Origin of the sequence: Streptosporangium subroseum, from assembly GCF_900188345.1 — a bacterium.
Classification (GTDB): Bacteria; Actinomycetota; Actinomycetes; order Streptosporangiales; family Streptosporangiaceae; genus Streptosporangium; species Streptosporangium subroseum.
In genome coordinates, this window is sequence record NZ_FZOD01000009.1 from 199,460 (window position 1) to 223,867 (window position 24,408).

18 protein-coding genes are annotated in these 24,408 nt (G+C 69.6%); 8 read left to right on the forward strand and 10 right to left on the reverse strand.

The genetic code is table 11. The features are described 5' to 3' along the window. Positions 1 to 41: 41 nt before the first annotated feature. The gene (locus CHC08_RS12455) at positions 42 to 233 is read right to left on the reverse strand and encodes a hypothetical protein (RefSeq protein WP_143653190.1); all 192 of its coding nucleotides are present in this window, start codon (positions 231 to 233) and stop codon (positions 42 to 44) included. Positions 234 to 294: 61 nt separating this feature from the next. Here CHC08_RS12455 and CHC08_RS12460 point away from each other — a divergent pair, with 61 nt between their 5' ends. Then, on the forward strand, positions 295 to 819 hold the full coding sequence (locus tag CHC08_RS12460; RefSeq protein WP_089207389.1) for an inorganic diphosphatase: 525 nt from the start codon (positions 295 to 297) through the stop codon (positions 817 to 819). 167 nt (positions 820 to 986) lie between these two features. Beyond that, positions 987 to 2,117 (forward strand): FAD-dependent oxidoreductase, encoded by a 1,131-nt coding sequence (locus CHC08_RS12465; RefSeq protein ID WP_089207390.1) that lies wholly within the window; start codon positions 987 to 989, stop codon positions 2,115 to 2,117. Positions 2,118 to 2,290: 173 nt separating this feature from the next. On the opposite strand, the gene CHC08_RS12470 is transcribed toward CHC08_RS12465, so the two are convergent. The 6 genes from CHC08_RS12470 to CHC08_RS12490 form a co-directional block, all read right to left on the reverse strand. Beyond that, a complete protein-coding gene (locus CHC08_RS12470; protein ID WP_089207391.1) occupies positions 2,291 to 3,679 on the reverse strand; it encodes an NtaA/DmoA family FMN-dependent monooxygenase in 1,389 nt (462 codons plus the stop codon). Positions 3,680 to 3,691: 12 nt separating this feature from the next. Further along, a complete protein-coding gene (locus CHC08_RS12475; RefSeq protein ID WP_089207392.1) occupies positions 3,692 to 4,792 on the reverse strand; it encodes an LLM class flavin-dependent oxidoreductase in 1,101 nt (366 codons plus the stop codon). 104 nt (positions 4,793 to 4,896) lie between these two features. Next, positions 4,897 to 6,354, reverse strand: a complete 1,458-nt coding sequence (locus CHC08_RS12480; RefSeq protein WP_179282003.1) for an MFS transporter — start codon at positions 6,352 to 6,354, stop codon at positions 4,897 to 4,899. A 97-nt stretch (positions 6,355 to 6,451) separates the two neighbouring features. Beyond that, positions 6,452 to 6,607, reverse strand: a complete 156-nt coding sequence (locus CHC08_RS49500; RefSeq protein ID WP_179282004.1) for a hypothetical protein — start codon at positions 6,605 to 6,607, stop codon at positions 6,452 to 6,454. Positions 6,608 to 7,041: 434 nt separating this feature from the next. Continuing rightward, complete coding sequence (locus tag CHC08_RS12485) at positions 7,042 to 8,040, reverse strand: LacI family DNA-binding transcriptional regulator (protein WP_218825276.1); 999 nt, start codon at positions 8,038 to 8,040, stop codon at positions 7,042 to 7,044. Between the two features lie 74 nt (positions 8,041 to 8,114). Then, complete coding sequence (locus CHC08_RS12490) at positions 8,115 to 9,029, reverse strand: substrate-binding domain-containing protein (RefSeq protein ID WP_089207395.1); 915 nt, start codon at positions 9,027 to 9,029, stop codon at positions 8,115 to 8,117. 343 nt (positions 9,030 to 9,372) lie between these two features. Here CHC08_RS12490 and CHC08_RS12495 point away from each other — a divergent pair, with 343 nt between their 5' ends. From CHC08_RS12495 to CHC08_RS12510, 4 genes are read left to right on the forward strand one after another with little or no spacing between them, the layout of a single operon-like run. Continuing rightward, the gene (locus CHC08_RS12495) at positions 9,373 to 10,263 is read left to right on the forward strand and encodes an ABC transporter ATP-binding protein (protein WP_089207396.1); all 891 of its coding nucleotides are present in this window, start codon (positions 9,373 to 9,375) and stop codon (positions 10,261 to 10,263) included. Then, a complete protein-coding gene (locus tag CHC08_RS12500; protein ID WP_089207397.1) occupies positions 10,260 to 11,099 on the forward strand; it encodes an ABC transporter permease in 840 nt (279 codons plus the stop codon). The genes CHC08_RS12495 and CHC08_RS12500 overlap by 4 nt, the downstream gene beginning before the upstream one ends. Before the next feature lie 52 nt (positions 11,100 to 11,151). Next, the gene (locus CHC08_RS12505; protein ID WP_089207398.1) at positions 11,152 to 12,270 is read left to right on the forward strand and encodes an ABC transporter substrate-binding protein; all 1,119 of its coding nucleotides are present in this window, start codon (positions 11,152 to 11,154) and stop codon (positions 12,268 to 12,270) included. A 3-nt stretch (positions 12,271 to 12,273) separates the two neighbouring features. Then, positions 12,274 to 13,443, forward strand: coding sequence for an LVIVD repeat-containing protein (locus tag CHC08_RS12510; RefSeq protein WP_089207399.1), 1,170 nt, complete (start codon positions 12,274 to 12,276; stop codon positions 13,441 to 13,443). A gap of 182 nt (positions 13,444 to 13,625) precedes the next feature. On the opposite strand, the gene asnB is transcribed toward CHC08_RS12510, so the two are convergent. Together asnB and CHC08_RS12520 are read right to left on the reverse strand one after the other, a co-directional pair. Further along, positions 13,626 to 15,497 carry an asparagine synthase (glutamine-hydrolyzing) gene (asnB, locus tag CHC08_RS12515; protein WP_089207400.1) on the reverse strand — a complete coding sequence of 624 codons (1,872 nt, stop codon included), beginning with the start codon at positions 15,495 to 15,497 and terminating at the stop codon, positions 13,626 to 13,628. Positions 15,498 to 15,665: 168 nt separating this feature from the next. Further along, positions 15,666 to 17,282 carry a phytoene desaturase family protein gene (locus CHC08_RS12520; RefSeq protein WP_089207401.1) on the reverse strand — a complete coding sequence of 539 codons (1,617 nt, stop codon included), beginning with the start codon at positions 17,280 to 17,282 and terminating at the stop codon, positions 15,666 to 15,668. Between the two features lie 1,044 nt (positions 17,283 to 18,326). Between CHC08_RS12520 and CHC08_RS12525 the strand changes: the two genes are divergently transcribed. Beyond that, entirely contained in the window at positions 18,327 to 22,040 is a 3,714-nt protein-coding gene (locus CHC08_RS12525; protein WP_275937167.1) for a LuxR C-terminal-related transcriptional regulator, read from the forward strand. A 40-nt stretch (positions 22,041 to 22,080) separates the two neighbouring features. On the opposite strand, the gene CHC08_RS12530 is transcribed toward CHC08_RS12525, so the two are convergent. After that, entirely contained in the window at positions 22,081 to 23,283 is a 1,203-nt protein-coding gene (locus tag CHC08_RS12530; protein WP_089207403.1) for a M24 family metallopeptidase, read from the reverse strand. Between the two features lie 51 nt (positions 23,284 to 23,334). On the opposite strand from CHC08_RS12530, the gene CHC08_RS12535 reads away from it, so the two are divergent. Next, positions 23,335 to 24,399, forward strand: a complete 1,065-nt coding sequence (locus CHC08_RS12535; RefSeq protein ID WP_089207404.1) for an alpha/beta hydrolase family protein — start codon at positions 23,335 to 23,337, stop codon at positions 24,397 to 24,399. The last annotated feature ends 9 nt before the right edge of the window (positions 24,400 to 24,408 follow it).

Below are 24,408 nucleotides of genomic sequence, written 5' to 3' on the forward strand. Positions count from 1 at the left end.
AGGGTTCGTACCGTCAACCACAGGAAATCGAAGACGCTTTCCTACCGGCTCGTCACCACGACCGAACGCGATGCCTCGCTGTATCCGTACTCCACCCACACGCAGACCGCGTGGCGCTTCACCTCGGCGACCGCCGGGTCCGACACGCCCGCGCCCCTGCCGCTGGTCCAGCTCGACCACACCGTGAACACGCGCCCCGGGCGCTGACCATAGGAAATGGCACGCCTTATCATGATGAGGACGGCGTGCCGGCCGGCAAGCACGGAGGCCGCGCCGCCGGAAAGGGGGCCTGAGATGCGCTTCGACATGATCGTGGAGACGCCGCAGAGGTCACGCAACAAGTACGAGATGGACCAGGCCAAGCAGCGGCTCCGGCTGGACCGATTGCTGTTCACCTCGACCGCCTACCCGTACGACTACGGATTCGTGCCCGGCACCCTGGCCGAAGACGACGATCCGCTCGACGCTCTCGTGCTCGGTGAGACCCCGACGTTCCCGGGTTGTGTGATCGGTGTCCGTCCCGTAGGGGTCTTCTGGATGCATGATGAACGGGGTCCCGACGCCAAGATCCTGTGCGTGCCCGCCAATGACCCCCGCTTCGCGCACGTCCAGGACATTCAGGATGTCCAGCCCTACGTGCTCAAGGAAATAGGCCACTTCTTCGATGTCTACAAAGACCTCGAACCCGGCAAGAGCACCAACGTCCGCGGCTGGGAACCACGAGCGAAGGCCGAGGAAGTGATCGTCCAGGCCGTGAATCGCCTGTCACGGGGACCCGAGGGCGGCCCGCCCGCGCCCGCGGATGGTCTTTCTATGTAAAACAGGTAGGTATTATTGACTTTTCTTCTACCGGAAACGTACTCGGAGTGTCGGTCGAGGTGACCCGTAGGCCGCGCGGCCGAGGCAGGGGTGTGTCGCCGCGAGAGCCTCGCCGTCCGTGTCGAGTGGCATGAGTTGAGTGGTATGAAAATCGGAAAGAGTTGTGGATGACCAGGCACGAGGTGGACGTCGTCGTCGTGGGCGGCGGGGGGATGGGGTCGGCGGCCGCGTGGCGGCTGGCCGGTCGCGGGGCCGACGTGGTGCTGCTGGAGCGATTCGAGGCGGGGCACGTGCGCGGAGCCTCGCACGGAGCGTCCCGGATCTTCCGCGTCTCTTACATCGAGCCCGTCTACATCAGGCTCGCCCAGGAGGCCGAGGGATTGTGGCGGGAGCTTGAGGCCGCCTCGGGTGCCTCCCTGCTCACCCGTACCGGCGGAGTCGACCATGGGCGGACGGCGGATCTCGGCCTGCTGGCCGAGGCGGTCGAGGCGGAGGGTGCGCCGGGTGAGTGGCTCGCCCCCGAGGAGGCCGCCGAGCGCTGGCCCGGCCTGCGTTATGACGGCAGGGTGCTCTTTCATCCGGCGAGCGGGCGGCTGCACGCCGACGACGCCCTGTCCGCGCTCCAGGCGCAGGCGGTCCGGCTGGGCGCCGTCGTCCGGCACGAGACGCCGGTCACCTCGATCGTGGTACGCGGCGACGACGCCGTCGAGGTGGTGGCAGGCGAGGACGTCTACCACGCGAAGAGGGTCGTCGTCGCGGCCGGGGCGTGGGCGGAGAAGCTGCTTGGCGGGCTCGTGCGGCTGCCGCCGCTGCGTATCACGCAGGAGCAGCCCGCGCACTTCACCCCGCTGCGCGACGACGTGGCGTGGCCCAGCTTCGTGCACCACCTCGACGACGAGTCGCTGAAGGCCACGGGGTACCTGAGCGGTGTGTACGGCCTCTGGACGCCCGGCGAGGGTGTCAAGGCCGGATTTCACGGCACGGGTCCGGTGGTCGACCCCGACGACCGCGACTTCCGGCCGGAGCCCGCCCAGCTGCGCATCCTGCGTGAGTACGCCCGTGCGTGGCTGCCCGGTGTCGACGCGGACGACCTCACCCCGATCAGCTGCACCTACACCACGACGCCGACCTCCGACTTCGTCCTGGACCGAGTCGGTCCCGTCGTCGTGGCGGCGGGCTTCTCCGGGCACGGCTTCAAGTTCGTTCCGGCGGTCGGACGGATCCTCGCCGACCTCGCCCTCACCGGTGAGCGGCCCGACGCGCGCTTCGCGCTGAACCGCCCGCCCGTCGTCGACTGACCTCCCCCCGCCAGGTCTGTCCGTGGGCCGTCCGCGTCCGGCCCGGCGACGAGATGTGCTTCGCCGGGCCGGATGCGGCTACGCGCCCCACCCGGCTATGGACCGGTGCCTGCCGGGCCGACGACAGAAGCGCGTTCCCCACGATCGCCGCCGCCTTGGAGCGGACGGCTCCGTCACGACGTCGGCGTGGGCAGGGCGAGGTGGTCGCGGAGCGTCGTTCCCTCGTACGCGGTGCGGTAGGCGCCGCGCTCCTGCAGCTGCGGTACCAGCTTGTCGACGATGTCCTCCAGCGACGACGGGACCAGGTGCGGGGTGATGTTGAAACCGTCGACCGCGCGGGTGCGGACGTAATGCACCCACTCGTCGGCGACCTGCGACGGTGTGCCCACGAACGAACGGTGCTGGGGTGTGACGCGGCGTACGAGCTGCAGGATCGACAGGTTCTCCGCCGCGGCCAGCTCGCGCCATTGGGCGATGAGCGCGAGCTTGCCGGTGCGCCGCTCGATCGGGATCGTGCCGCGTGACGGGTCGAGCTCCGCCTCGCCGGGCTCGATGTCGGGCAGCGGACCGTGCGGGTCGTAGGCGGACAGGTCGGCATCCCAGTACTGCTCGAGGAACGCGATCGCCCGCGGCGGCGAGATCTGCTCGTTTCGCACCCACTCCGCGCGTTCCCGGGCCTCCTCGGGCGTGTCGCCGAGGATCACCGAGGCGCCGGGCAGGATCCGCAGTGAGTCCGGCGAGCGGCCGTGGCGTGCCAGCCGGGCTCGCAGGTCGGCGGCGTAGGCGACGGCCTTGTCGTACTCGGTGTTGGCGGAGAACACGACGTCGGCGTGCCGCGCCGCGAGCTCGCGCCCGCCGCCCGAGTCGCCGGCCTGGAACAGCACCGGACGGCCCTGCCTGCTGGCCGGCACGGTGGCACGTGCGCGCAGCCGAACCAGGTCGGTGTCCCGCTCGACGTCACGGATCGCTCCGGGCCGCGCCCAGGACTTGGCCTCGCCCGATTCGGCGATGGCGTCCGGCTCCCAGGACGCCCACAGCGTTTTTGCGGCCTCGACGAACTGCGTGGCCCTTTCGTAGCGCCGCTCATGCGCGAGCCAGCCGCCGTGGCGGAAGTTGGCGCCGGTCCAGGCGTTGTCGGTGGTGACGATGTTCCAGCCGGCCCGCCCGTCGGAGAGCAGGTCGAGGCTGGCCAGGCGGCGCGCGAGGTCTGCCGGGAAGTTGTACGTGGTGTTCTGTGTGGCGACCAGCCCGATGCGTTCGGTGACGGCGGCGAGCGCGGACAGCTGCGTGATCGCGTCGGGACGTCCGGCGACGTCGAGGTCGTAGACGCGGCCGTGGTTCTCGCGTACGCGCAGGCCCTCGCCGAGGAAGAAGGCGTCGAAGAGCCCTCGCTCCAGCAGTTGCGCCAGCCGTACGAAGGTCTCGACGGCGACGTGCGGCGCGGTGGCCGGGCCGGTCCAGATGAGTTGCGGGCCGACTCCGGTGTAGAACACGCCGAGGTGCACCTGGGCGTTCGGGTCGTACGGGGCGCCGGTCGGGCCGGGCGATGTCGTGGTGGTCATGGTCGTGTCACCTCACGCGGTCGTGCTCGCCGGGGCGGCGAAGCGATTGGCGGGGCGGGACAGGCCCAGCGTCGAATGCAGCGTGGCGCCGGGCTCGGGCTCTCGGTACAGCCCGTCCGCCGCGAGCGCCGGCAGCACCTGCCCGGCGAGCACCGGCAGGTCGGCGGCGAGCACCGCCGGGTGCAGGCGCACCCCGTCGACGACCGGCGCCAGTGACCGGAGCAGTTCCACGAGCCCGCGCGCCGGCCCGACGTATCGCAGCCGTCCCGAGTCCGGCCACGGCGTGGCCGCGTCCAGGGCGGCGAGCCGCCGCGCCCCGGGTTCGCCGGCGTCGAGGACCACCTCGACCTCGGCGAAGGCGAGTGCCGCGCCGGAGTTCCTGGCCCTCTCCGCCCGCCGGGCGAGCGCGTCGGGATCGGGTTCGCCGATGAGCACGATGTCGGCGCGAGCGTCGATCTCCAGTTCGGCCGGGGCGAGCACGACGACCTGCCCCTGCGGTGGGCGCGGGGTGATGAGCGGTCCGGTGACCGAGAAGGTGGCCCCGGTGAAGTTCACGTGGTGAACGCGGTCGGGGTCGAGATAGCGGCCGGAGGCGACGTCCTTGATCACCGCGTCGTCCTGCCACGAGTCCCACAGCCGGCGCGCGACGTCGACGACGTCGGCGGTTTCGCGCCGCGCGGCATCGTCGGTCAGCGCGCTCGCCCCGATCGTCGCGAGATCGTCGATGTCGTGCGCCGCGCCGACCACCCAGCCCGCGCGGCCCCGGCTGGCATGATCGAGGCTCGCCAGCTGGGTGGCGAGGTGGAACGGCTCGGTCGTGGTCACGTGCAGTGTGGGCGCCAGCCCGATCCGATCGGTCAGCGGCGCGGCGAACGCGGCACGGGTGCCGGCCTCCAGCCGCCCGGCGGGATCCAGCCCACGGCTCGGCGGCACCGGTGCGTCGGCGAAGGTCGCCAGCGTGAAGCCCGCGGCCTCCGCCGCGCCGACGGCACCGCGCAACGCGGTGGCGGTCAAGACATCCCCGGGCCTACGGCCGGTATGGCGCCAGGCGGCCGGATGGGCGCCATCCCCGTCCAGGTCGACGGCGAGTAACAGGGTGCGGTGGTCACTCATCGGTCGGCCCTCCCCTCTCTCGTACGGCACGGCCCCGAAGACATGTCGGGGCAATTACCTTCATTATTGGTAGGAATACTATAAAAAGCCAATCTATTCCCGCCTCACGCGCCGGAACCCTTGCCCGCGGATGTCTTCGCCACGGTCCGGATGCCGGGAGATGGACGACCCGGCCGTCCGTGCGTCCCCAGGAGCGAGACGAGCAGCGCGAAGGCGGCGACGCCTGCGCAGGTGAGGACCGCGTTCCAGTAGGCCAGGCGGTATCCGGACGCGCCCGCGGAGGAGCCGTGCAAGTAGATTCCCGACACCGCCGAGATGCAGACCGCGGCCGCGATGCGCTGGGACATCTGCAGGATGCTCCCCGCCACCCCGGCGGCCTCCGCGGGCGCGTGCTGGAGGACCGCCGCCTGGAGAGGGGAGATGACGAGTCCCGAGGCGGCGCTCGCGCACATGCCGCACAGCGCCAGCAGGACGGGCAGGTGGGATCGCGAGGCCAGCAGGCCGACCAGGCCGCTCGCCAGCATGAAGCCCGCCGACAGCGCGAGCCCCACCGAGACGGCGTACCGGCCGAACCGGCGCGCCGCGCGCCAGGCCAGCGCGGAACTGACCACCATCGACAGCGCCGAGGGCAGTGTGACGGCGGCGGCCGCGAGGGCTGACAGCCCGAGACCCTCCTGCAGAAACATGACCAGGACCAGCGAGAACGCCAGCCCGGAGCCGAAGTACCCCATCGCCACCACCGTGCCCGCCGCGAACGGAGCCGACCGTGCCAGCGCCGGAGGCACCAGTGGGCGGCGTCCTGATCGCGCGTAGTGGTGCTGCCACAGGAAGAACGACACGGCCAAGGCACCCACGACGGGAAGCCAGAGGAGTCCGGCCGTACCGGTCGAGGGCTGGACGAACGGCAGCATCAGTGACAAGGTCAGGCCGCCCATCAGCAGCAGCCCCACCACGTCAAGGTCGGGAGAGCCGGCCCGGGCTCGCGCGGGAGGCAGGTGGCGCGCAGCGAGGGCCAGCGTGACCATGCCGCACGGCACGGCGAGGAGGAGGATGAGCCGCCATCCGGCGTCGGGGCCGGCGGCCGCGATGACGGCGCCGCCCAGCGGCGGTCCGAGCCCGCCCGCCACACCGCCCGTCATCGCGTACAGGCCGAGTGCCCGCGTCCTGGCGTGTCCGGTGAACGTGTCCTGCATCGTGCCGATCATCTGGGAGTTGACCAGACCGCCGCCGAGCCCCTGGAGCAGTCGCGCCGCGACGAGCGCCCAAGGATGAGGGGATGATCCGGCCAGCGCGGCACCCACGGTGAAGATCGTCATTCCTGCGAGGAAGAACGGTTTGCGGCCCCGGACATCGCCGAGCCGGCCGCCGGGAATGAGAGCGAGGCCGAAGGCCAGGGAGTATCCGGCCACCATCCACTGCACCTGGGTGGTATCCGCGTGCAAAGAACCGCGCAACGCCGGTATGGCGACGTTCAGAACGGAGTTGTCGAGCAGCGTGGTGAACCCACCGAGCGCACAGACCACAAGCACGCGGCGCCCAGCGGCATCGAAACCAGTGGTCACGAGCCCTCCTTCGGAGGCCTCGTGGTTAGGGCACCGTGCTTGTCGGTTTCCTCGCCTCGCCCGGTCCGAGGGCGGCTCCAGGCGCCGGTGGGGGTCGTCAGTACTTCCACGGGTGCTCTTCGACGGTGTCCTCCAGGATCGGTCGGCGGCCCATGCGATCTCCTGAATCAGCCCAGGCGATGGTGGCGCCGACGACCCCCCACTCGCTCGGCTCGGCCGCGCGCTCAGGTGACTTCACCGGGTGATCGGCCATGTGACGCCCTCCATAATTCCCTGTATTTCCAGTAGGAAAACGTAGTATTTATTCGCCCGTTAGGCAATGCGCCGATCACCCGTGCCAACGGCTCGGCCACGCGCGCTCCTGCGGCTCGCGGTAGCGTCGGAATCAGTCTCTCTGAGCGGCGACGTCGCTTCCGGTCCCGATGATCGTGCGCGAAGACGGAGGTGATCACGGTGCGTCCGGTCTCATGACAGCCCCAGCCCGGGGCGTCACGGAGCCGAAAGGTGACCGTATGAGCAAGACCCGGCCCCGGTGGGTGCGGATGGCCGACGAGCCGATGGCGACCTGCCCGCCCGCACATGATCATCGGTCCGGGCCGTGCACGCCGTCGGACGAGATCACCGCCGGCGGCGCGTCTCTGAGCCGCCCCCGGGCGCGGGAATGGTCGGATCCTCGCCGGCGAGGACCTAGAGCCGGCGGGGAGGGGCGGTGGACTTCCGGTTCACGAGTGTGAGCGGCAGCAGGATGGACCGGGCCGATCGGCTCGGGGCTCGCAGTCGCTCCAGGAGCAGGTGCGCGGCCTCGGCCCCGACCTCGTAGTGGGGGATGCGCACCGTCGTGAGCGGAGGGCTCAGCTTGTCGACGAAGGGCATGTCGTTGAAACCGACGACGGAGACGTCGTCCGGGCACGACAGCCCACGCTCCGCCAGGGCGTCGTAGCACCCGAGCGCGAGAAGGTCGTTGCCCGCCAGGACGGCGGTGAACTCGACCCCGTCGTCGAGGAGCTCGGTGACCGCCTTCGCGCCCGCGGTCTCGGCCCACGCGGAGCAGAGCTTCAGGCGCGACGGGGAGTTCTCCAGGCCGTGGTCCTCCAGCGCCTGCCGAAAGGCGCGCAGGCGGTTCACCCCGGTGGAGAGGTCCTGGGGGCCGGCGAGATGGACGATCTTGCGGTGGCCGAGGTCGACGAGATGGCGCATCGCCATCGCGACCCCGCCGGCGTCGTCGCCCGTCACCGAGGGGATGTCCGACATCGCGAGCCTGCGGTTCACCAGGACGGTGGGGGTCCCGATCGCCGCCAGCCGCTCCAGGAGCGGGTGATGGAGGCGTGCCGTCGCGAAGACGAAGCCCTCGACGCTCCGGTTCTGGAGGGACTCGACGGCGGCCGTCTCGCGGGCGGGGTCGTTGTCGGTGTTGACGATCCAGGCGTTGTAACCGACGCCGCCGAGCACGTCCTCGACGCCCCTGACGATCGGCGGGAACAGCGGGTTGGTGAGGTCGGGGATGACCAGGCCGATGCTTGAGGAACGCGCCGTCTTGAGGCTGCGGGCGATGGGGTTCGGCTGGTAGCCGAGGGAGTCCGCGACGCGGTGCACCCGCTGTGCCGTCTCGTCGTTGACCAGGTGGCGCGTCTCGGGATTCAGCGCACGGGAGGCCGTCGCCGGGTGGACGCCCGCCTCGTTGGCCACGTCCTTGAGTGTCGGCCGCCGCACTGCGGACCCGGCGTGGACGCCGGGCTCCGTGGCGGGGGGCGGGGGAGGCGTCACGGCGCGGCTCCGGGCAGGAAGCGCTCGTCCAGGAGCCCGGTGTCGTGGCGCAGGGCGTCGGCGAGGCCGGCCGAGCCGGCATGGTGGCGCGTCCGCAGCGTCACCAGCGTGTCGAGCGACTCCCGATCCACGCGACCGTCGGCGACGAGCCCCTCGTCGGGGTCGGCGAGCAGCTCGACGTACCGCTGGACGTCGTCGTCGCCCAGCCCCATGAGCCGCGCGGTGACCGATGACGCGCACTCGCGGAACTGCCCGGAGGCCAGCCGGCCCGAGGTGTCAACGATCACGCCGACCAGCGCCGCGAGCCACTCCTCCTGCCGCTCCGCCGTGCTCGCCAGGACCGTCCCGACGTACGGGCCGATCTCCTTGGCCCGTGAGAGCCTGTGGCAGCCGGCCCGCTCGGCGCGGAGGTCGTTTCCCGCGTTGAGAACGGTCACCGCACACCGGCCCCCGGCCAGCGCCTCGGCGCGCCGGGGGGTCGACCCGAGCGCGGCGACCTCGCAGTCGATCCCCGCCTTGATGCCCCGCCGCGCGAGCAGCTCGTAGGCGACGAAGGCGAAACCCGAGGTGGGGACGTCGACGCCGAGGACGCCCCCGCGCAGCGAGTCGAGGTCCTCCACTCCCGGGGCGGTGAACAGCGACAGCCCGAGCCCGCGGTCCACGGCGGCGAGGATCCGCAGGTCGCTGGTGTGCCCGAGGGGGTTGTCCGCGACGAACCGGTAGGCTAGGACGTTGTCCGGGCTGGTGATGACCGCGTCGAGCTCGCCGGCGAGCAACGCGGCGAACTGCTCGGGGGAGTTGCGTGCGGGCACCTGGGTGATCGTGAGCCCGGCGGCGTCGAGTGCTCCGGTCGCCGCGGCGACGCCGAGCACCACGGACGGGCTGAACGTGCCGATCCGCAACGTACGCATGGTTCCACCTCCTCGATAACAGGGTATAGCAAACGATTGCTGCTCAATGAGGATACGAGTCGCCGAGCTTGAAAGACGGGAGTCGCGGCGTTTCGAAGATCCGGCCGCTCCGGGCGATGTTACCAAGTATCACCTCGGGGGCGTGAGCGATCACCCCTCCGTCAGGTGGTCGTCGGCGGTCGGGATCCGGCCGCATCGGGCGGCGAAGCCGTCGAGTGCGAAGTTATTGACGCCATCGTCATCATTCGATAACGTGCCGCAAACGATTGCAGTGTGAATCGCGTCACAGCCGTTCGCGCCGGCACACACCAAGCGCCGCGCACTGGTTGGGCAAGGAGCTGAAATGGTGCACGTCGGGTCTCATCAAACCGATCATCCGGCCAAGGAGCGCGCGAGTACCGTCGGATCCACGCTGATCGAGGCGGTCGAGGTCAGTGCGGGATATGACAACCGGCGCGAGCGCACCCGGCTGATCGCGCTGCGCGACATCTCCCTCACCGTGACGCAGGGCGAGTTCCTGGCCATCGTCGGCCCGTCCGGGTGCGGCAAGACAACCTTGATCAACATGATTGCCGGGTTTGTGAAACCCCTCTCCGGAGTGGTCAGGGTGCGGGGCGCGGAGGTCAACGGCCCCGGAGCCGATCGCGCGATGGTGTTCCAGGACTACGCGCTGCTGCCCTGGCGGACCGTTGAGCGCAACGTGGAGTTCGCGATCGAGAACCGGCGGGGATACGTCCCGAAGGCCGAACGCCGGCGCCGGATCGCCGACGCCCTGGGGCTGGTGGGACTGGTCGGTTTTGAAAAGTCCTATCCGCATGAGCTCTCCGGAGGCATGCGTCAGCGGGTCGGCATCGCCAGGGCGCTGGTCGGCGAGCCCGAGATCCTGCTGATGGACGAGCCGTTCGGCGCCGTCGACGCGATGACGCGAGAGGCCATGCAGGCCGAGCTGGAGAAGATCATCGCCGAGACCCGGCAGACGGTCGTGTTCATCACCCACTCGATCGACGAGGCCATCACCCTCGGCGACCGCATCGTCGTGGTGTCCAACCGTCCGGGAACGATCCGGGAGATCATCGACGTCGACCTGCCGCGCCCCCGGTTCGACGAGCGCAACGACGTCAAGCGGTCGGCCAGGTTCGGTGAGATCCGCAGTCACCTCTGGGCACTTCTCTCGGACGAGGCGCTCGGCGCCAAGTCGGGATCCGTCACGCAGCAGGAAGGTGAGACCCGATGACGCACGTCGTGCCGGCCGATCAGAGCACGCAGCGGGCCGCGCAGACCGAGACGATCACTGTCAGCAGGTACGCACCGTTCAGAAGCACGGCGATCACCATCGTCAATCTCGCGGTGTTCTTCCTGATCTGGGAGCTCATCGCGCGCGCCGAGCTGATCAACGCGCTGTTCTTCCCCAAGGCGTCGGCCATGTTCGCCGCCATCTACAACGGCTTCGCCGACGGGACGATCTGGCCCGAACTGTCGCACAGCGTCTCGAACTTCATGATCGGGCTGGTCATCTCCATCGTCATCGGGATCCCCGTCGGCCTTCTGATGGGCGCGAGCAGGATCGCGGACCTCATCCTGAGCCCCTACGTCTGGGCGATGGCGTCACTGCCCCGAGTCGCCCTGATCCCGTTGCTGATCCTCATCATGGGGTTCGACAACTCGATGCAGCTGACCATCATCGTCCTCTCGGCCGTCTTCCCGATCATGGTCAACTGCATGGCGGGCGTGAAGACCGTGGACCCCTCGCTGTTACGGGCCGGACGGGTGTTCGGAACCAGTCGCCTGCAGACGTACTCCAAGATCATCCTTCCGTTCACCCTGCCGTTCGTGATCGCGGGGGTGAACCAGGGAATCGCTCGCGGCCTCGTCGGGATGCTGATCGGCGAGCTTCTCGGCGGAGGCGGCAACGGCCTCGGCTTCCTGCTCGATCGGGCCGGCGACCAGTTCGACGCGCCGATGCTGTACGCGGTCCTGATCCTTCTCGCCATCATGTCCGTGGGCCTCATCCAGTCCATGCGCTGGCTGGAGCAACGCGCCGCGCCGTGGAGAGACACCGCACGCACATAGCGATGTAACCCCCTGACCCAGACCTCGCATCGGCAGAGCAGGAGTCAAGCGAATGAACAGATTCACCAGACGCATCGGAGCGGCCGGCGTGTCGCTCCTCCTCGCGGGTTCGCTGGCCGGGTGCGGTGGCGACAGCGGCGGCGGCGGCGCCGGCGGCGCGAGCAGCGGACCCATGGACGCCACCAAGGCCGGCCTGCCGAAGAGCGCCGACGACGTCAGCGGGACGATCGACAAGACCAAGGTCAAGAAAAGCCTCGTGGTCGGGGTGGACAACCCGTACTACCTCTTCCACCACGACATCGACGTCGCGCTCGCCAAGGGCTACTTCAAGGAGTTCGGCATCGACTCGGTCGACATCAAGACGATCGAGGACCCTCTGCCGCCGCTCATCGGCGGCTCACTCGACCTGGCCCTGTACGACACCGACACCGCGATCGCCGCCGCCAAGAAGAGCGGCCAGGGCCTGCGGTTCCTCTCGGTCTACCTCGGTGGTGAGGCGAACGTCCTGGGCGTGGGCAAGGGGATCAACACCGGGGCCGACCTGAAGGGCAAGACCATCACCGGCGGCCAGTTCGGCAGCCGCAACGACGCGATCATCCGTCAGCTGCTCCGGGACAACGGCGTCGAGCCCGACAGGGACGTCAAGATCGTCAGTACCGGCGGGCAGTCGAACGAGCGCCTGCAGTCGGTGATCGCCGGCACCGTCGACGGCGCCAGCATCCAGCTGCGCCACCGCACGGTGCTGGAGAAGGCGGGCGGCAAGGTCCTGTTCGAGGAGACCCGCGAGGTGCCGCAGAGCGGCTGGTCGGCGAACAAGCTGCTCCAGGAGAGCCCGGAAACCGTGACGGCGTTCCTCGCCGCCACGCTGAAGGCGCGTCAGTTCATCACCGACCAGGCCAACAAAGACGAAGTGCTCACCATCATGCGCGACAAGAAGTTCGAGATCCCGACCGAGTACGCGGACGCGTACGCGGCGGAGAACGCACCGGACTACCACGTGAGCGACGGCGGGTTCAAGCCGGCGGACATGGACAAGTTCATCAGTGACCAGATCACGTACAAGACGGTTCCCGAAGGCACGGACTGGCGCCAGTACACCTATCTCCTCCCGCTCTGGCGCGCGCAGAAGGCCCTGGGCCTGCCGCTCAACCCGGCGCTCGCGGACATGTGACCGATGCGCGTGAAAACGGCTGAGGCGAAGAACCTCCGACTGCTCGCGCACCACGATCTCGGCGGCAAGGGCGACGGGATGCAGGTGATGCGTCACGAGGACGTCGTGTACGTCGGCCACGCGGGAACGTCGAGGGCGGGCACCTCGATCCTCGACGTCTCGGACCCCCGGCATCCGAAGCTCGTCGACCAGTGGCCGGCGCCGGACAACACGCACACGCACAAGGTGCAGGTCGCCGACGGCCTGCTCCTGGTCAACCACGAGCGTTTTCCGTACCGGCCGACCGGGCCGCTGGGACCGCACTCGGCGGGTCTCGCGGTGTACGACCTCGCCGATCCGTCGGCGCCGCGGCAGATCGGGTTCTGGGAGTCCTCCGGCAAGGGCGTCCACCGGATCGTCTGGGAGGGCGGGCGGTTCGCCCACGTCTCCGTCACACCGGACGGCTTCACCGACCGGATCTGGATGATGCTCGACATGTCGGACCCTCGCCACCCGGTGGAGGCCGGCCGGTGGTGGTGGCCCGGTCAGTGGACGGCGGGCGGCGAACAGCCGGCGTGGCCGGACGGACGGCGGCACGCCGCACATCACGCGCTCCTCGACGGCGACCTCGCCTACCTCGGCTACGACGACGCGAATCTTGTGGTCCTCGACATCGAGGACCCCTCCCGCCCCCGGGCGATCGGGTTCTGCCGGTGGGAGGGCGGCGCCACGCACACGTGCCTTCCTCTTCCCGGCCGGAACCTGCTCGTCGTCACCGACGAGCAGCAACACGACGGACCACACGCGCCGGACCGGCGCATCCACCTGATCGACGTCCTCGACCCGGCGAACCCGCGGTATCTTTCCGCCCTCCCGGAGCCGAGGGGCGACTTCGCCGGGCTGCCCATGCGCTACGGGCCGCACTGCCTGCACGAGAACCGTGAGGGGTCGTTCCAGAGCGGGCGTCTGATCTTCGCGACGTATTTCAGCGCGGGTGTCCGGGTCTACGACCTGGAGGATCCCGGCCATCCACGCGAGATCGCGCACTGGGTCTCGCAGACGCCACCCGGTCAGGCCGCTCCGCAGGCGAACGACCTGTTCGTCGATCGCGACGGCCTCGTCTGGGTGACCGACCGCACGAACGGAGGGTTGTTCGTCCTGGAGCCCGGGGGCGAGCTCGCCGCGTTGATGTAGACATGCTCCTTCGGGCCGCCGCCCCTGGCGACGAGACCTCCAGCCCGCTCCCATCACCGAAACCAGCGACGATTTCTTCCCATCCGAAACCCTGCCCCGTCCCGTCAACCCTTTGGCGCCTGGCCCAAGCTGATCCGCCGGATCACACATCATGGCGACCCCGGCCGCCGCGTCGGCCGAACTCAGTCCAGGATGATGCGCACCGGGCTCCGGCGCAGCCATTCCTCGAGGCTGAGCACCATCTCGACGCCGCGGCGTGCGATCGTCGCGAGCTCGGTCTCCTCGTACGCGAAGGAGCCCAGCATCCGGGTCATGTCGGTGTCGAGGAGCGGTAGGAGCGGCGAGTCCCGGTCGTCGAGCGCCGCGTTGAGGCGGACCCTCAGGGCGGGGTCATACGCCGGGTCCTGCACCGTCGGATAGGCGCTCTTGCGGCGCTCCAGTATGGAGGCCGGCAGCAGATCGGCCACGGCGGCGCGCAGCAGGCTCTTCTCCCGGCCGTCGAACGTCTTCATCGCCCACGGCACGTTGTACATGTACTGGACCAGCCGGTGATCGCAGAACGGTACCCGGACCTCCAGCCCGTTCGCCATGCTGGTGCGGTCCTTGCGGTCCAGCATCCCCCTCAGGAACCGGGTCAGGTTCAGGTAGGAGATCTCCCGCATCCGGCGCTCGGTCGCATCGGCGCCCGGCAGGTGCTCGACCTCCGCCAGCGCCTGACGGTAGGCGGCGTCGCGATAGCCGACCAGGTCGAGAGACTTGGTCAGACCCGGCTCGAAGAGGCTCATGGAACTCTGGCTGCCGCCCTCGTCGCTCGGGTTGAGCGCGGCCATCCAGGGAAAGGTGTCGGCGTTGACGAGGGCGGGATCGTGGAACCACCGGTAGCCGCCGAAGACCTCGTCGGCCGACTCGCCGGACAGCGCCACCGTGGAGTGCTCGCGGACGGCGCGGAACAGCAAGTACAGCGACACGGTCATGTCGCCGAAGGCAGAGGGTAGGTCGCCGGCGATGAAGGTGCGGCTGCGGTTGATCGGGTCCATCAGGTCGCCGGCGTCGAGCATGATGTCGGTGTGTACGGTGCCGGCGTGCGCGACCATGTCCCGGATGAAGGGCAGGTCGTGGGCCGAGCGCAGGTCGTCGGGGCGGAAGTTGTCCGTCTGCCCGGCGAAGTCGACGGAGAAGGAGCGCAGCGCAGCGGCGCCGCCGTCGGTCCCGCGGGATGAGTGCTGGGCGAGAGCGGTCAGTGCGGAGGAGTCCAGCCCGCCGGAGAGCAGCACGCAAAGGGGTACGTCCGCCACGAGCTGCTGCGCGGTGATCTCCTCGAGCAGGTCGCGGACGGTGCGGATCGTGGTCGGCAGGTCGTCTTGGTGCTCGCTGGTGGTGAGCTGCCAGTATCGCCGCCTGTGCAGTCCGCGGTCGTCGACTCGGATCAGCTCTCCCGGCAGCACCTCGTACACGCCCCGGTAGATTGCGTGGCCGGGTGTGCCGGCGAAGGACATCAGCTCGCGCAGTCCGTCGCTGTCCATCTCCGCCGGTGCCGCCGGATGGGCCAGGATTCCCTTGAGCTCGGAGGCGAACATCACGCCGTCCGGGGTGGGACGGTAGTAGAGCGGTTTGACGCCGAGCCGGTCGCGTACCAGCAGGAGCCTGTGCTCGACGGCGTCCCAGAGCCCGAAGGCGAACATGCCGACGAGATGGTCGACGAAGGATTCGCCCCATTGCAGGTAGGCGTTCAGGACCACCTCCGTGTCGCTGGTCGTCCGAAACCGGTGCCCGTGTCCCCGTAACTCCTCGCGCAACTCCGCGAAGTTGTACACCTCGCCGCTGTAGGTGATCGTGGCGATGACCTTGCCATCCCGCTCGACGGTCATCGGTTGCGCGCCGTGCGCCAGGTCGATGACCGCCAGTCTGCGGTGGCCGAGGCCGGCATTCTGATCCAGCCAGATTCCCTCGGCGTCCGGGCCGCGAAGGGCCATGGTGGCCGTCATCGCGCGGATGGTCGCGGTTTCTCGCCGCAGGTCTCGGGCGAAGTCCACCCAGCCGACAATTCCACACATATTTATCTCCACACGTTGGTTGTCATGCTCATAAGCACAGCGGCGCGCCTTCGGCCGACGCGGCAGACGGCTCCGGTCACCGCGCAGACGGGCTCGCAGTCCTGATCAGCCGTGCGGCCGCCGCGCGGGGGCATCGGCCGGTCAGGACCGCTGAGGACATCGACTCATTCATCTGGGTCGGTAAGGGGTGAGGAGGCTGCGGGCGACGGCACGGCCCGACGCGCCGGTTACGCCCGGACCCGGCCAGGTGGCGGCGCCGATCAGGTAGAGCCCCGGTACGGCGGTGGCGTATCCGCCGCGATGAGCCGCCATGGGGCGCTGGGTGAAGCCCTGGGACAGGGCGTTGTGCCCGGCGTTGCTGTCGCCCGGCCCGGCGTTGGGGTTCGCCGCCGCGATGTCCGCGGGGCTGAGCAGGTGGCGGGCCAGGATCATCTCCTCCAACCCGGCCACGTGCTGGGCCGCTTCCGCGATCACACGGTCGGCGAATCGCTCGGCCACCGCGTGCGTCCACTTTCCCTCGGCGGCGATGGCATGAGCGGCGTCACCCACCGGATGCAACGGCAGGTCCATGACCTGGAGACGGACGACGGCCGAGCCGGCCGGCGCCCGTCCGGGATCGACCGCGCTGGGCTCGTGCCAGGAGATGGAGGGGCGCGCGGGCAGCAGACCGTCCTCGGCCTGGCGCGCGGACGTGACCAGCTCCGCGATGCCACGGCCGAGGTTGATGGCGCCACCAAGGTCGAGCCGGGGATCGCCGAAGTGCGGCTTGCCGGACAGGGCCAGGTTGATCTGGAAGCAGCCACGTCGGTAGCGGAACCGCGCTGCCTGACTGCGCACGCCTGCCGGAATGCCGGGGGCGCCGCGCAACAGCCGGCCGTAAAGCTGGTCGGGGGCGGTCGTGGCGACGACAGCCTGAGCGGCGATGTATACCGCACCGTCCGTGGTGCGCACCCCGGTGGCGCGTCCCTCGCCGGTCAGGATCTCATCCACCTCGGCTCCGGTCACCACCACCCCTCCATGCCGTTCGACGAGTGCGACGAGTGCGGCGATCAAACGGCCGCCGCCGCCCTCGGGCACCGGATTGCCCGCGGTCAGCATGGCAACGAACACCGAGGCCCACAGCGCACCCGCGGCGTCGTGTGGCCCGAGGCCCACGTGCGAAGGCCACGGAAGGAATGCCGAGCGCAGCTCCTCGGAGCGGAACCGGTCGGTGATCAGATCGTATGCGCTGCCGGCGACAAGCTCCTGAAAGGGCAGCGCGCTCGTGGTGCCGTCCGCGTACAGCGTGTCCAGCAACGAGGTCGCCGCGGGCGTGGTCAGCTCCATGCCCAGCAGGGGGAAGAGCGAACCGAGGTGGGGGGCGAGATCGGCGAGCAGCCCGGTCCATGCCTCCCCTTCGCCCAAGCGGTCCAGTTCCGAGGCCAGTTCGCCGGGATCGGTGGCGATGACCGCGCTGCGGCCGTCGGGCAGCGACGCCCCGGTGGACACCCCGCCCTGCACGTAGCGCAGGCCCAGCTCGGAAAGCTCGCCGCCGAGTTCGGCGAAGACCGGCCCGTTGGCCAGGAGGGGATGCAACGCGGAATAGGTGTCGTGCAGGAAGCCGGGCAGGGTCAGTTCCTCGGTGCGTACGAAGCCGCCGGGCTCAGTGGCACGTTCCAGCAGAGCCACGCTGCGGCCGGCCCTGGCGAGGTAGGCCGCAGCGACGAGGGCGTTGTGCCCGGCTCCGACGAAGACCACGTCGAAAGAGCGCTGCGATGAGGACGCACCTGTCGAAGAAGAAGACATATCTCCGTACTATCAAATAAAGTTTTACGGAATTTAGACATATCAAATGCAAGGCGTGTTATAGGGGCCGGATGGCTTTATGTTGAAGACTTGGTGTCCGAAAATCGGAGCCACATTGTCGGCGCATTCAACTAACTGTGAGAAGGCGGTTGTATGCGTCTATTGCGCCGTTTCTCATCGGAGGTGCGGATATCCGCTGACCAGGGGAAGAAAGAGGGGGTCCCCAATGGCCTCGGGTTCTCCACCTTGTATTCGCTGCCTCCGTTGAGGAATGCGGCACTGGTCGGTGATGACGGCGACGCCCGGTAGCTCCACGGCGGCGCCCGGTTCGGTCGGATCATCGGCAATGGAAGCCATGCGCGCGAAGGGCGCCATGGTCACGGTGTCGGCGAGTGTCGGCGCAGCCGCCCGCAAAGGGGCTTGCCCACGCCGGCCACCACGTAATCGGCATGCAAATACGGTAGCATGGTACCGATTTGTGAGCCATCGATCGGTTCGTCCTGACGTTGATGAGCGCAGTTCGATCTGCCTCGCCTCTGACTCGGCCACGCGGGACGGACAGACCGAACCGGCCGCCGTTCGCCGAGTCGGGCGTGCGCATCCCCGCGCGTCGCGACAGCCCTCCCCGTCACCGAGGCGGTCGGCGTGCACCTCGTCTGCCTTCGGTCGCCGTCCACCGGAGACGCTAAACCCGAGCGTTAGTGTCGGGAATCATGTGAATCTCATAGTCCGACCGGGCCGCCCGCCCGACCCGTCATGCCCGGGGTGTTTCGATTCGTGCGCGCGGGCCTGTCCGAAGGTCATCAGGGGCCGGATGTCCGAAGGAGGGGGGCTCGAGGACTACGCGTTTCATGGGGTTCGCCGCCCGACACGTCCTGCGGTCGGTGATCTGTGGACCTTGGGCGAAGGGGGCCATCGCGTGCCATTCGGCGCTGTGCTGCTATGTGTTTGGCTTAGATATGTCCCCGGTGAGCCGTTCTGGTGAGCGCTACCTCATCATCGGCAGGGGGAACGTGGGCGCTGGCGGGAAAGGTGTGACATGGGGTGGCGGAGACTCGGCCTTTTAGTGCGTTGCTGGGTGATCTGCGGAGGCGGGCGGGGATGACGACGGAGGAGCTCGCCGAGGCGTCGGGGGTCGGCGCACAACTGATCGGTGACCTGGAGCGGGGCCACAGCCGTCTGCCTCAACGGCGGACACCGGCCGCGCTGGGGCTGTCGCAGGCGGATGAGGCCGCCTTGGTGGCCGCCGCCGGATCCGAACGGGTAGTTCAGCAGCCGGGTCCGGCGCAGTTGCCGCCGGACCTGCCGGTGTTCGCGGGCCGACATCGGGAGTTGGCCGAGGCGTTGCGGCTGCTGGATGAGCGGACCGAAGGGGGAGCCACGGTTGCGATCAGTGCGATCGGCGGGATGGCCGGAGTGGGCAAGACGACGCTGGCGGTGCACTGGGCGCATCAGGTGGCCGGCCGCTTCCCGGACGGACAGTTGTATGTGAACCTGCACGGGTTCGACCAGGGCGGTAGCGTGCTGGACCCATCGGTGGCGTTGAGCGGTTTTCTGGAGGCGTTGGGCGTTGCGCAGGTGCCCGAGTCGGTGGAAGCACGGTCGGCGTTGTTCCGTAGCCTGCTGGCCAGGCGCCGGATGCTGGTGTTGCTGGACAACGCGCGTGACAGCGAGCAGGTCCGCCCGTTGCTGCCCGGCGGCCCGGACTGTCTGACAATCGTGACCAGCCGTAACCAACTGGGCGGTCTGGTCGCGAGCGAGGGCGCTCATCTGGTGAGCCTCGAGGTGTGGTCGGGCGCCGAGGCGCAGGAGGCGCTGATACGCCGCCTGGGGCCACGCCGGGTGGCGGCCGAGCCGGAGGCGGTGGAGCAGATCATCGAGCTGTGCGGGCGGCTGCCGCTGGCCGTGTCGATCGTGGCCGCGCGCGCCGCAGCCCGCCCGCACCTGCCCCTGGCCGGCATCGCGGTCGAGTTGTCGTCGGCCGGTGAGCGGCTGCACGCGCTGGATCTGGGTGAACCGCGGGCAGATGTGCGAGCGGCGTTCACCGCCTCCTACCGCGTGCTCAGCCTTGCGGCCGCACGTCTGCTGCGGCTGCTGGCGATTCACCCGGGGCCGGAGATCTCTCTGGCCTCGGCGGCCTCCCTCCTGGGTGTGCCGCACGCCCGGGCTCGGACGGTGTCGCAGGAGCTGTGCACGGCGAGCCTGCTCACCGAGCACGCCGCCGGCCGCTATGTCATGCATGACCTCATCCGTGCTTTCGCCACCGAGCTGCTGGAGCAGGCGGGCGAGTCCGCCTTGGCACGGCAGCGCCTGACCGAGCATTACGGACACTCGGCTCGCAACGCCTACCTGCTGTACGGGCGACCGCCCATCGCTGAGCTGGAGGCCCCGGAGGAGGGGATCACCCCGGAGGCGTTCGAGACGATCGCGGCCGCCGGGGTTTGGTACCGGCGCGAGCGTGGCACACTGACCGCAGTGCTGCGCCAGGCCGCGGCTGCGGGTCTGGACCGTGCCGCCGCGCTGATCGTCCTGGACTCGCGTCCGATGAGCGCGGTTTCCGACATTGCGGCAGACAGCCTTCCGCACTCCCAGGTGGCCCTGGAGGCGGCTCTGCGCACCGGCGAAGCCGTCCTGATCGCCGAGTTGGAGCGGACTGTCGGGGCCATGTGGGCGCGGATGGGGAATGCCGCCGCCGAATCGCACTTCATGCGGGCACTGGAGTTGTTCCGGTCCGCTGGGGATCCGGAGGGAGAGAGCAACACCCTGCGCTCAATGTCCAAGAATGCCCGATTTTCCGGTAATTTGGGCGGAGCTATTGAGTATCTCGACCAGGCGATCGCGGTGTCCGAACGCGCCGGGCGACCCCAGCTGCTGGTTCCGGTCCTGGCGGAGAAGTCGTACATGTTGCAGGGGCGGGATCAGATGGCGGAGGCGATCGCCGAGGCCGAGCGTGGGCTCGCCATCGCCGAGGCCAAAGGCATGACGTACTACCAGATATACCTGTTGTCCGCGCTCACCAGTGCGCTGGTCCCGCTCCACCGGTTCGGTGAGGCCGTAGAGGCGGGAGAGCGGGTCCTGCACCTGCTCGGTGACCACACGGAGTTCCTCCTGGAGTTCGGGCTGTTGCCCGATTTGGCGCTGGCCCATCTGGCAACCGGCAACCGCGAGCGGGCACGCGAGTTTCACGATCGGTGGGACACCTACCTCACGGGCTATGACGAAGATCAGATCACCAGCATGGCAGGTGGGCCGCAGGTCGTCGCGGACAATCTCGCCGTCATGGCCAAGGTGAGAATCGGCCTCGGCATCCAGACCCCGGGAGCGTCCGTGATGGCCCGCTCGCTGGTGGACGCGGCGGAGCCAGAGGTGAGCGATCCCCTTCTTCGCGCCCTGGTCGCGGAGATACAGGAAACAGCACGGGCGCAGGCGGGCGGCTCGACGGCCGGCCTGCCGGCGCTGCTGCTGGCGAGGGCTCGCTCCTACGAGCACATCGACGTCCGGCGTCGCGACAAGCTCCTTGCGGCCATGGAAATGGTCTTCCTCACGCGCCACGTCACACGTGGGGTGAGCCCGCGGAAGATAGCAGAGGAGGCGCTCGCACTCGAGCCTTCCGTGTCCGGCGCGGAGGCGGCCGCGGACCTGCTGCTCAGAGGCTGCGCCACGCTCATCGCGGTCGGTTACGCCGAGGCCGTTCCCATCTTGCGCGCGGCACTGGAGGCCCTGGCCCACCCCCGTATGCTCGAGAACGGCGTTCCCGAGTGGTACGCGCTCGGCACCGTCGCGGCCCGGATCGTGTGGGACGACGCCGCCCAGCACGAGTTGTCGCGACGGGTGTCCTTCGGCGCGGGTAGGGACGGCGCACTCGACCGGCTCCGCGCGGCTCTCATAACGGAACAGACAGCGAGTATCTCGGCTCCGAGCAGGCCGCCGGGGGATGGCACAGCCTGGGACTCCTTGGGTATGGCGGGGATACTCGCCTGGCAGGGCGACGACGACCAGACTCTCAAGGCGGCGGAGCACCTCGACCGCATGGCCGAGGAGTTCGCCGGAGCCGCGGCCGGCCTGGCACAGACCGCCTGCACCGTTCTGGCGCTCGGCCGCGGCCGCTATCGTGACGCCTTCGAGGCGGCCTGCCAGTTCTGCGAGCAGGACGTGCTCAACCTGGACCATTACCTGCTTCCCGATCTCATCGAGGCCGGCGTTCGTTGTGGAGAGCGCGAACGGGCGCTGGAGGCACTGGGGCTGCTGGAGACGAAGGCCGTCGTGGCCGGGACGCCATGGGCACTGGGACTCCTGGCGAGATCGCAAGCCCTGCTCGAGGAGCAGGCGGGCGCTGAGGAACTTTACCTGCGGGCCGTACGGCATCTTGAGGGGACGCGCATGACGGGGGATCTGGCCCGCGCTCATCTGGTGCACGGCGAATGGCTGCGGCGGCGCAAGCGCCGCAACGATGCCCGCCTCAGCCTCCGTACGGCTTATGAGATGTTCGTGGAGATGGGCGCGGCGGCGTTCGCCGAACGATCCCGGATGGAGCTGATCGCGACGGGCGAGCGAGTTCCCGGCTGGGTGGCCGAGGAGCCCGGAGAGCTCACCCCGCAGGAGAGACGGATTGCCCAGCTGGCCGCCGCCCGCGCCACCAACCAGGAGATCGCGGAGGAACTGTTCATCAGACCCAGCACGGTCGACTATCACCTCAAGAAGGTGTTCCGCAAGCTGGGCGTGACGTCACGGCGCCAGCTGAAGCCCGGCGAGCTGTAAGCGCCGCGGCCCGGGCTGAACGGTGAGACACCGATAACCGTCAAACGGGCTGATGACCATCGAAGGGAAGGGTGAGCAGGCCGGGCGGGAACCGGTGCAGGGAGCGGTGGCCGGTGTCGGTGACCACGACCATCTCGCCGGTCTGCACGCCGGCGGTGAAGTCGGGGGTGCAGACGTTGGGCTGCACCACGAGCGTCGTCCCCGCGCGCAGCGGCTCGGCGTGCAGGCCGCGCGGTGTGAGATCGCGCCCGCTCAGCACGGGGGGCAGGTATCCGCCGCCGAGTCCGTGAAGGAGATCGTCGACGGTCGACAACCCCTCGGCACGGACGTGCCGCAGGCTCGCCAGCAGCTCGGCGGGCAGGACCCCCGCGCGCAGGCGGCCCATGACCTCGTCGCGGACGGCTTCGACAACCGTGTGCAGGTGACGGTAGAGCGCGGTCGGCTCGGCGCCGACCACCGCGGTGCGCAGTAGCTGGGCCGGGTGGTCCTGGCCCCATCCGGCGCTGAGCTCGAACACCACGGCGGAACCGGGCCGTGTCACGCGCTCGCCCGGCCACTGGGCCGGAACGCAGCGGTCGGGGGCGCTCATCGACGTCGTCGTGACGTAGCAGATGTGGTGCGTGCCTCCTTCCGCGCGGTAGGCGTGCTCCGCGGCGGCGACCATCTCCCGCTCGCTCGCCCCCCGCCCGGCGGCGTCGAGCAGGGCGGCGGCGGCCAGGTCGGTCAGCGCCGCCGCGTGCTCCAGCCACCGGAGCTCCTCGCCGGACTTGACCATGCGGAGGCGGGTGTAGTGCTCGTCCAGCACCACGACGGCGCTCGCCCACTCGCCGACGGCGTCGCGTATCCGGGCCGGGACCGGACCGACGAGGCCGACCCGGCACGCGGGACCGAGCCGCCGCAGAGCCTGCAGCGCGGCATGCGCCGGGTCGTCACCGATCGGGCCGACCTCGTCGTCGAGGCCGGAGCCGAGAACGGTGCGCCGGGCGTCGGGCACGTGGTTGTGGAATCCCACGAGCAGATGCCCCGCTCCGTCCGGTGGCAGCGCAAAAAGAGCCTCCCGGGTGACCGGCCAGGTGGTGAGCCAGGGGATGGCACTGCCGGCCCGGTTCGCGCCGTACGCGAGGACGACGTCCGCGCCGTGCGCCGTGGCGGCGGCGCGGACGAGCGCGCGCCGGGAATGCAGCTCCCCGGTGCTGAAAGGGGCGGGAGCGATGAGCGGTGATCCAGAGAGCAGCGTTGACATGGCTCATATGATCGAGCAGTATGCAACCGATTGCAATGAGAGGGGAAGATCATGGACGAACTTGTCGCCTCGGCGGTCTCGCACTGGGCCCCGAGGTTCACGACGAACGGGGTCGCGGTCGCGGACTTCGAGCGCGTGACGTCCGGTCTGAAGGACTGGGACGGCTGGTGCTCCGCGTGGTCGGAGGTGGGAGCGGAGCACGAGGCTCTCGGCGCCGAGGCCGTGCGGGAGGGTCGCCTGCGGTCGGCGGGCCAGCACTACGTCCAGGCCGCCGTCTGTTATCACTTCGGCAAGTTCCTCTTCGTCCAGGATCCGGACCAGATGCGCGAGGCGCACCTGGCCGCGGTGCGCTGCCTCGACGCCGCGCTCCCGCACCTCGACCCGCCGGGTCGGCGGATCGAGATCCCGTTCGACGGATCACGCCTCGTCGGTGTTCTCCGCCTGCCCCACGGCCCCGGCCCGCACCCCTTGACGGTCATGGTCCCGGGCCTGGACTCGGCGAAGGAGGAGTTCAGATCGACCGAGGCGCTCTTCCTCGAACGGGGCGTGGGAACCTTCAGCGTCGACGGCCCCGGGCAGGGCGAAGCAGAGTATGACCTGGCGATTCGCGGTGACTGGGAGGTCCCGGGCGCCGCGATCCTCGACGCCGTCTCGGCGGAGCCGGACGTCGATCCGGACCGGCTCGGGGTCTGGGGGGTCAGCCTCGGCGGCTACTACGCCCCCCGCATCGCCGGCGGCGACAGCCGGGTGCGCGCCTGCGTCGCCCTCGCCGGTCCCTACGACTTCGGCGAGGGCTGGGGGGAGCTGCCGGCCCTCACGCGGGCGGCGTTCCGCGCCCGCTCCAGGGCGGAGAGCGACGAGCACGCGCGCGAGATCGCGCACACGCTCAGCCTCAAGGGGCGGACCGCCTCCATCACCTGCCCGCTGCTCGTGGTCACCGGCAGGCGTGACCGGCTCATCCCGTGGCAGCACGCCGCCCGCCTCGCGGAGGAGGCGGGGGGAGAGACCCGGCTGCTGCTCCTCGACGAGGGCAACCACGGGTGCATGAACGTCGCCGCACAGCACCGCCAGAAGACGGCGGACTGGATGGCGGCCCAGCTCGGAGCGGGTGAGTGAACCTTGACA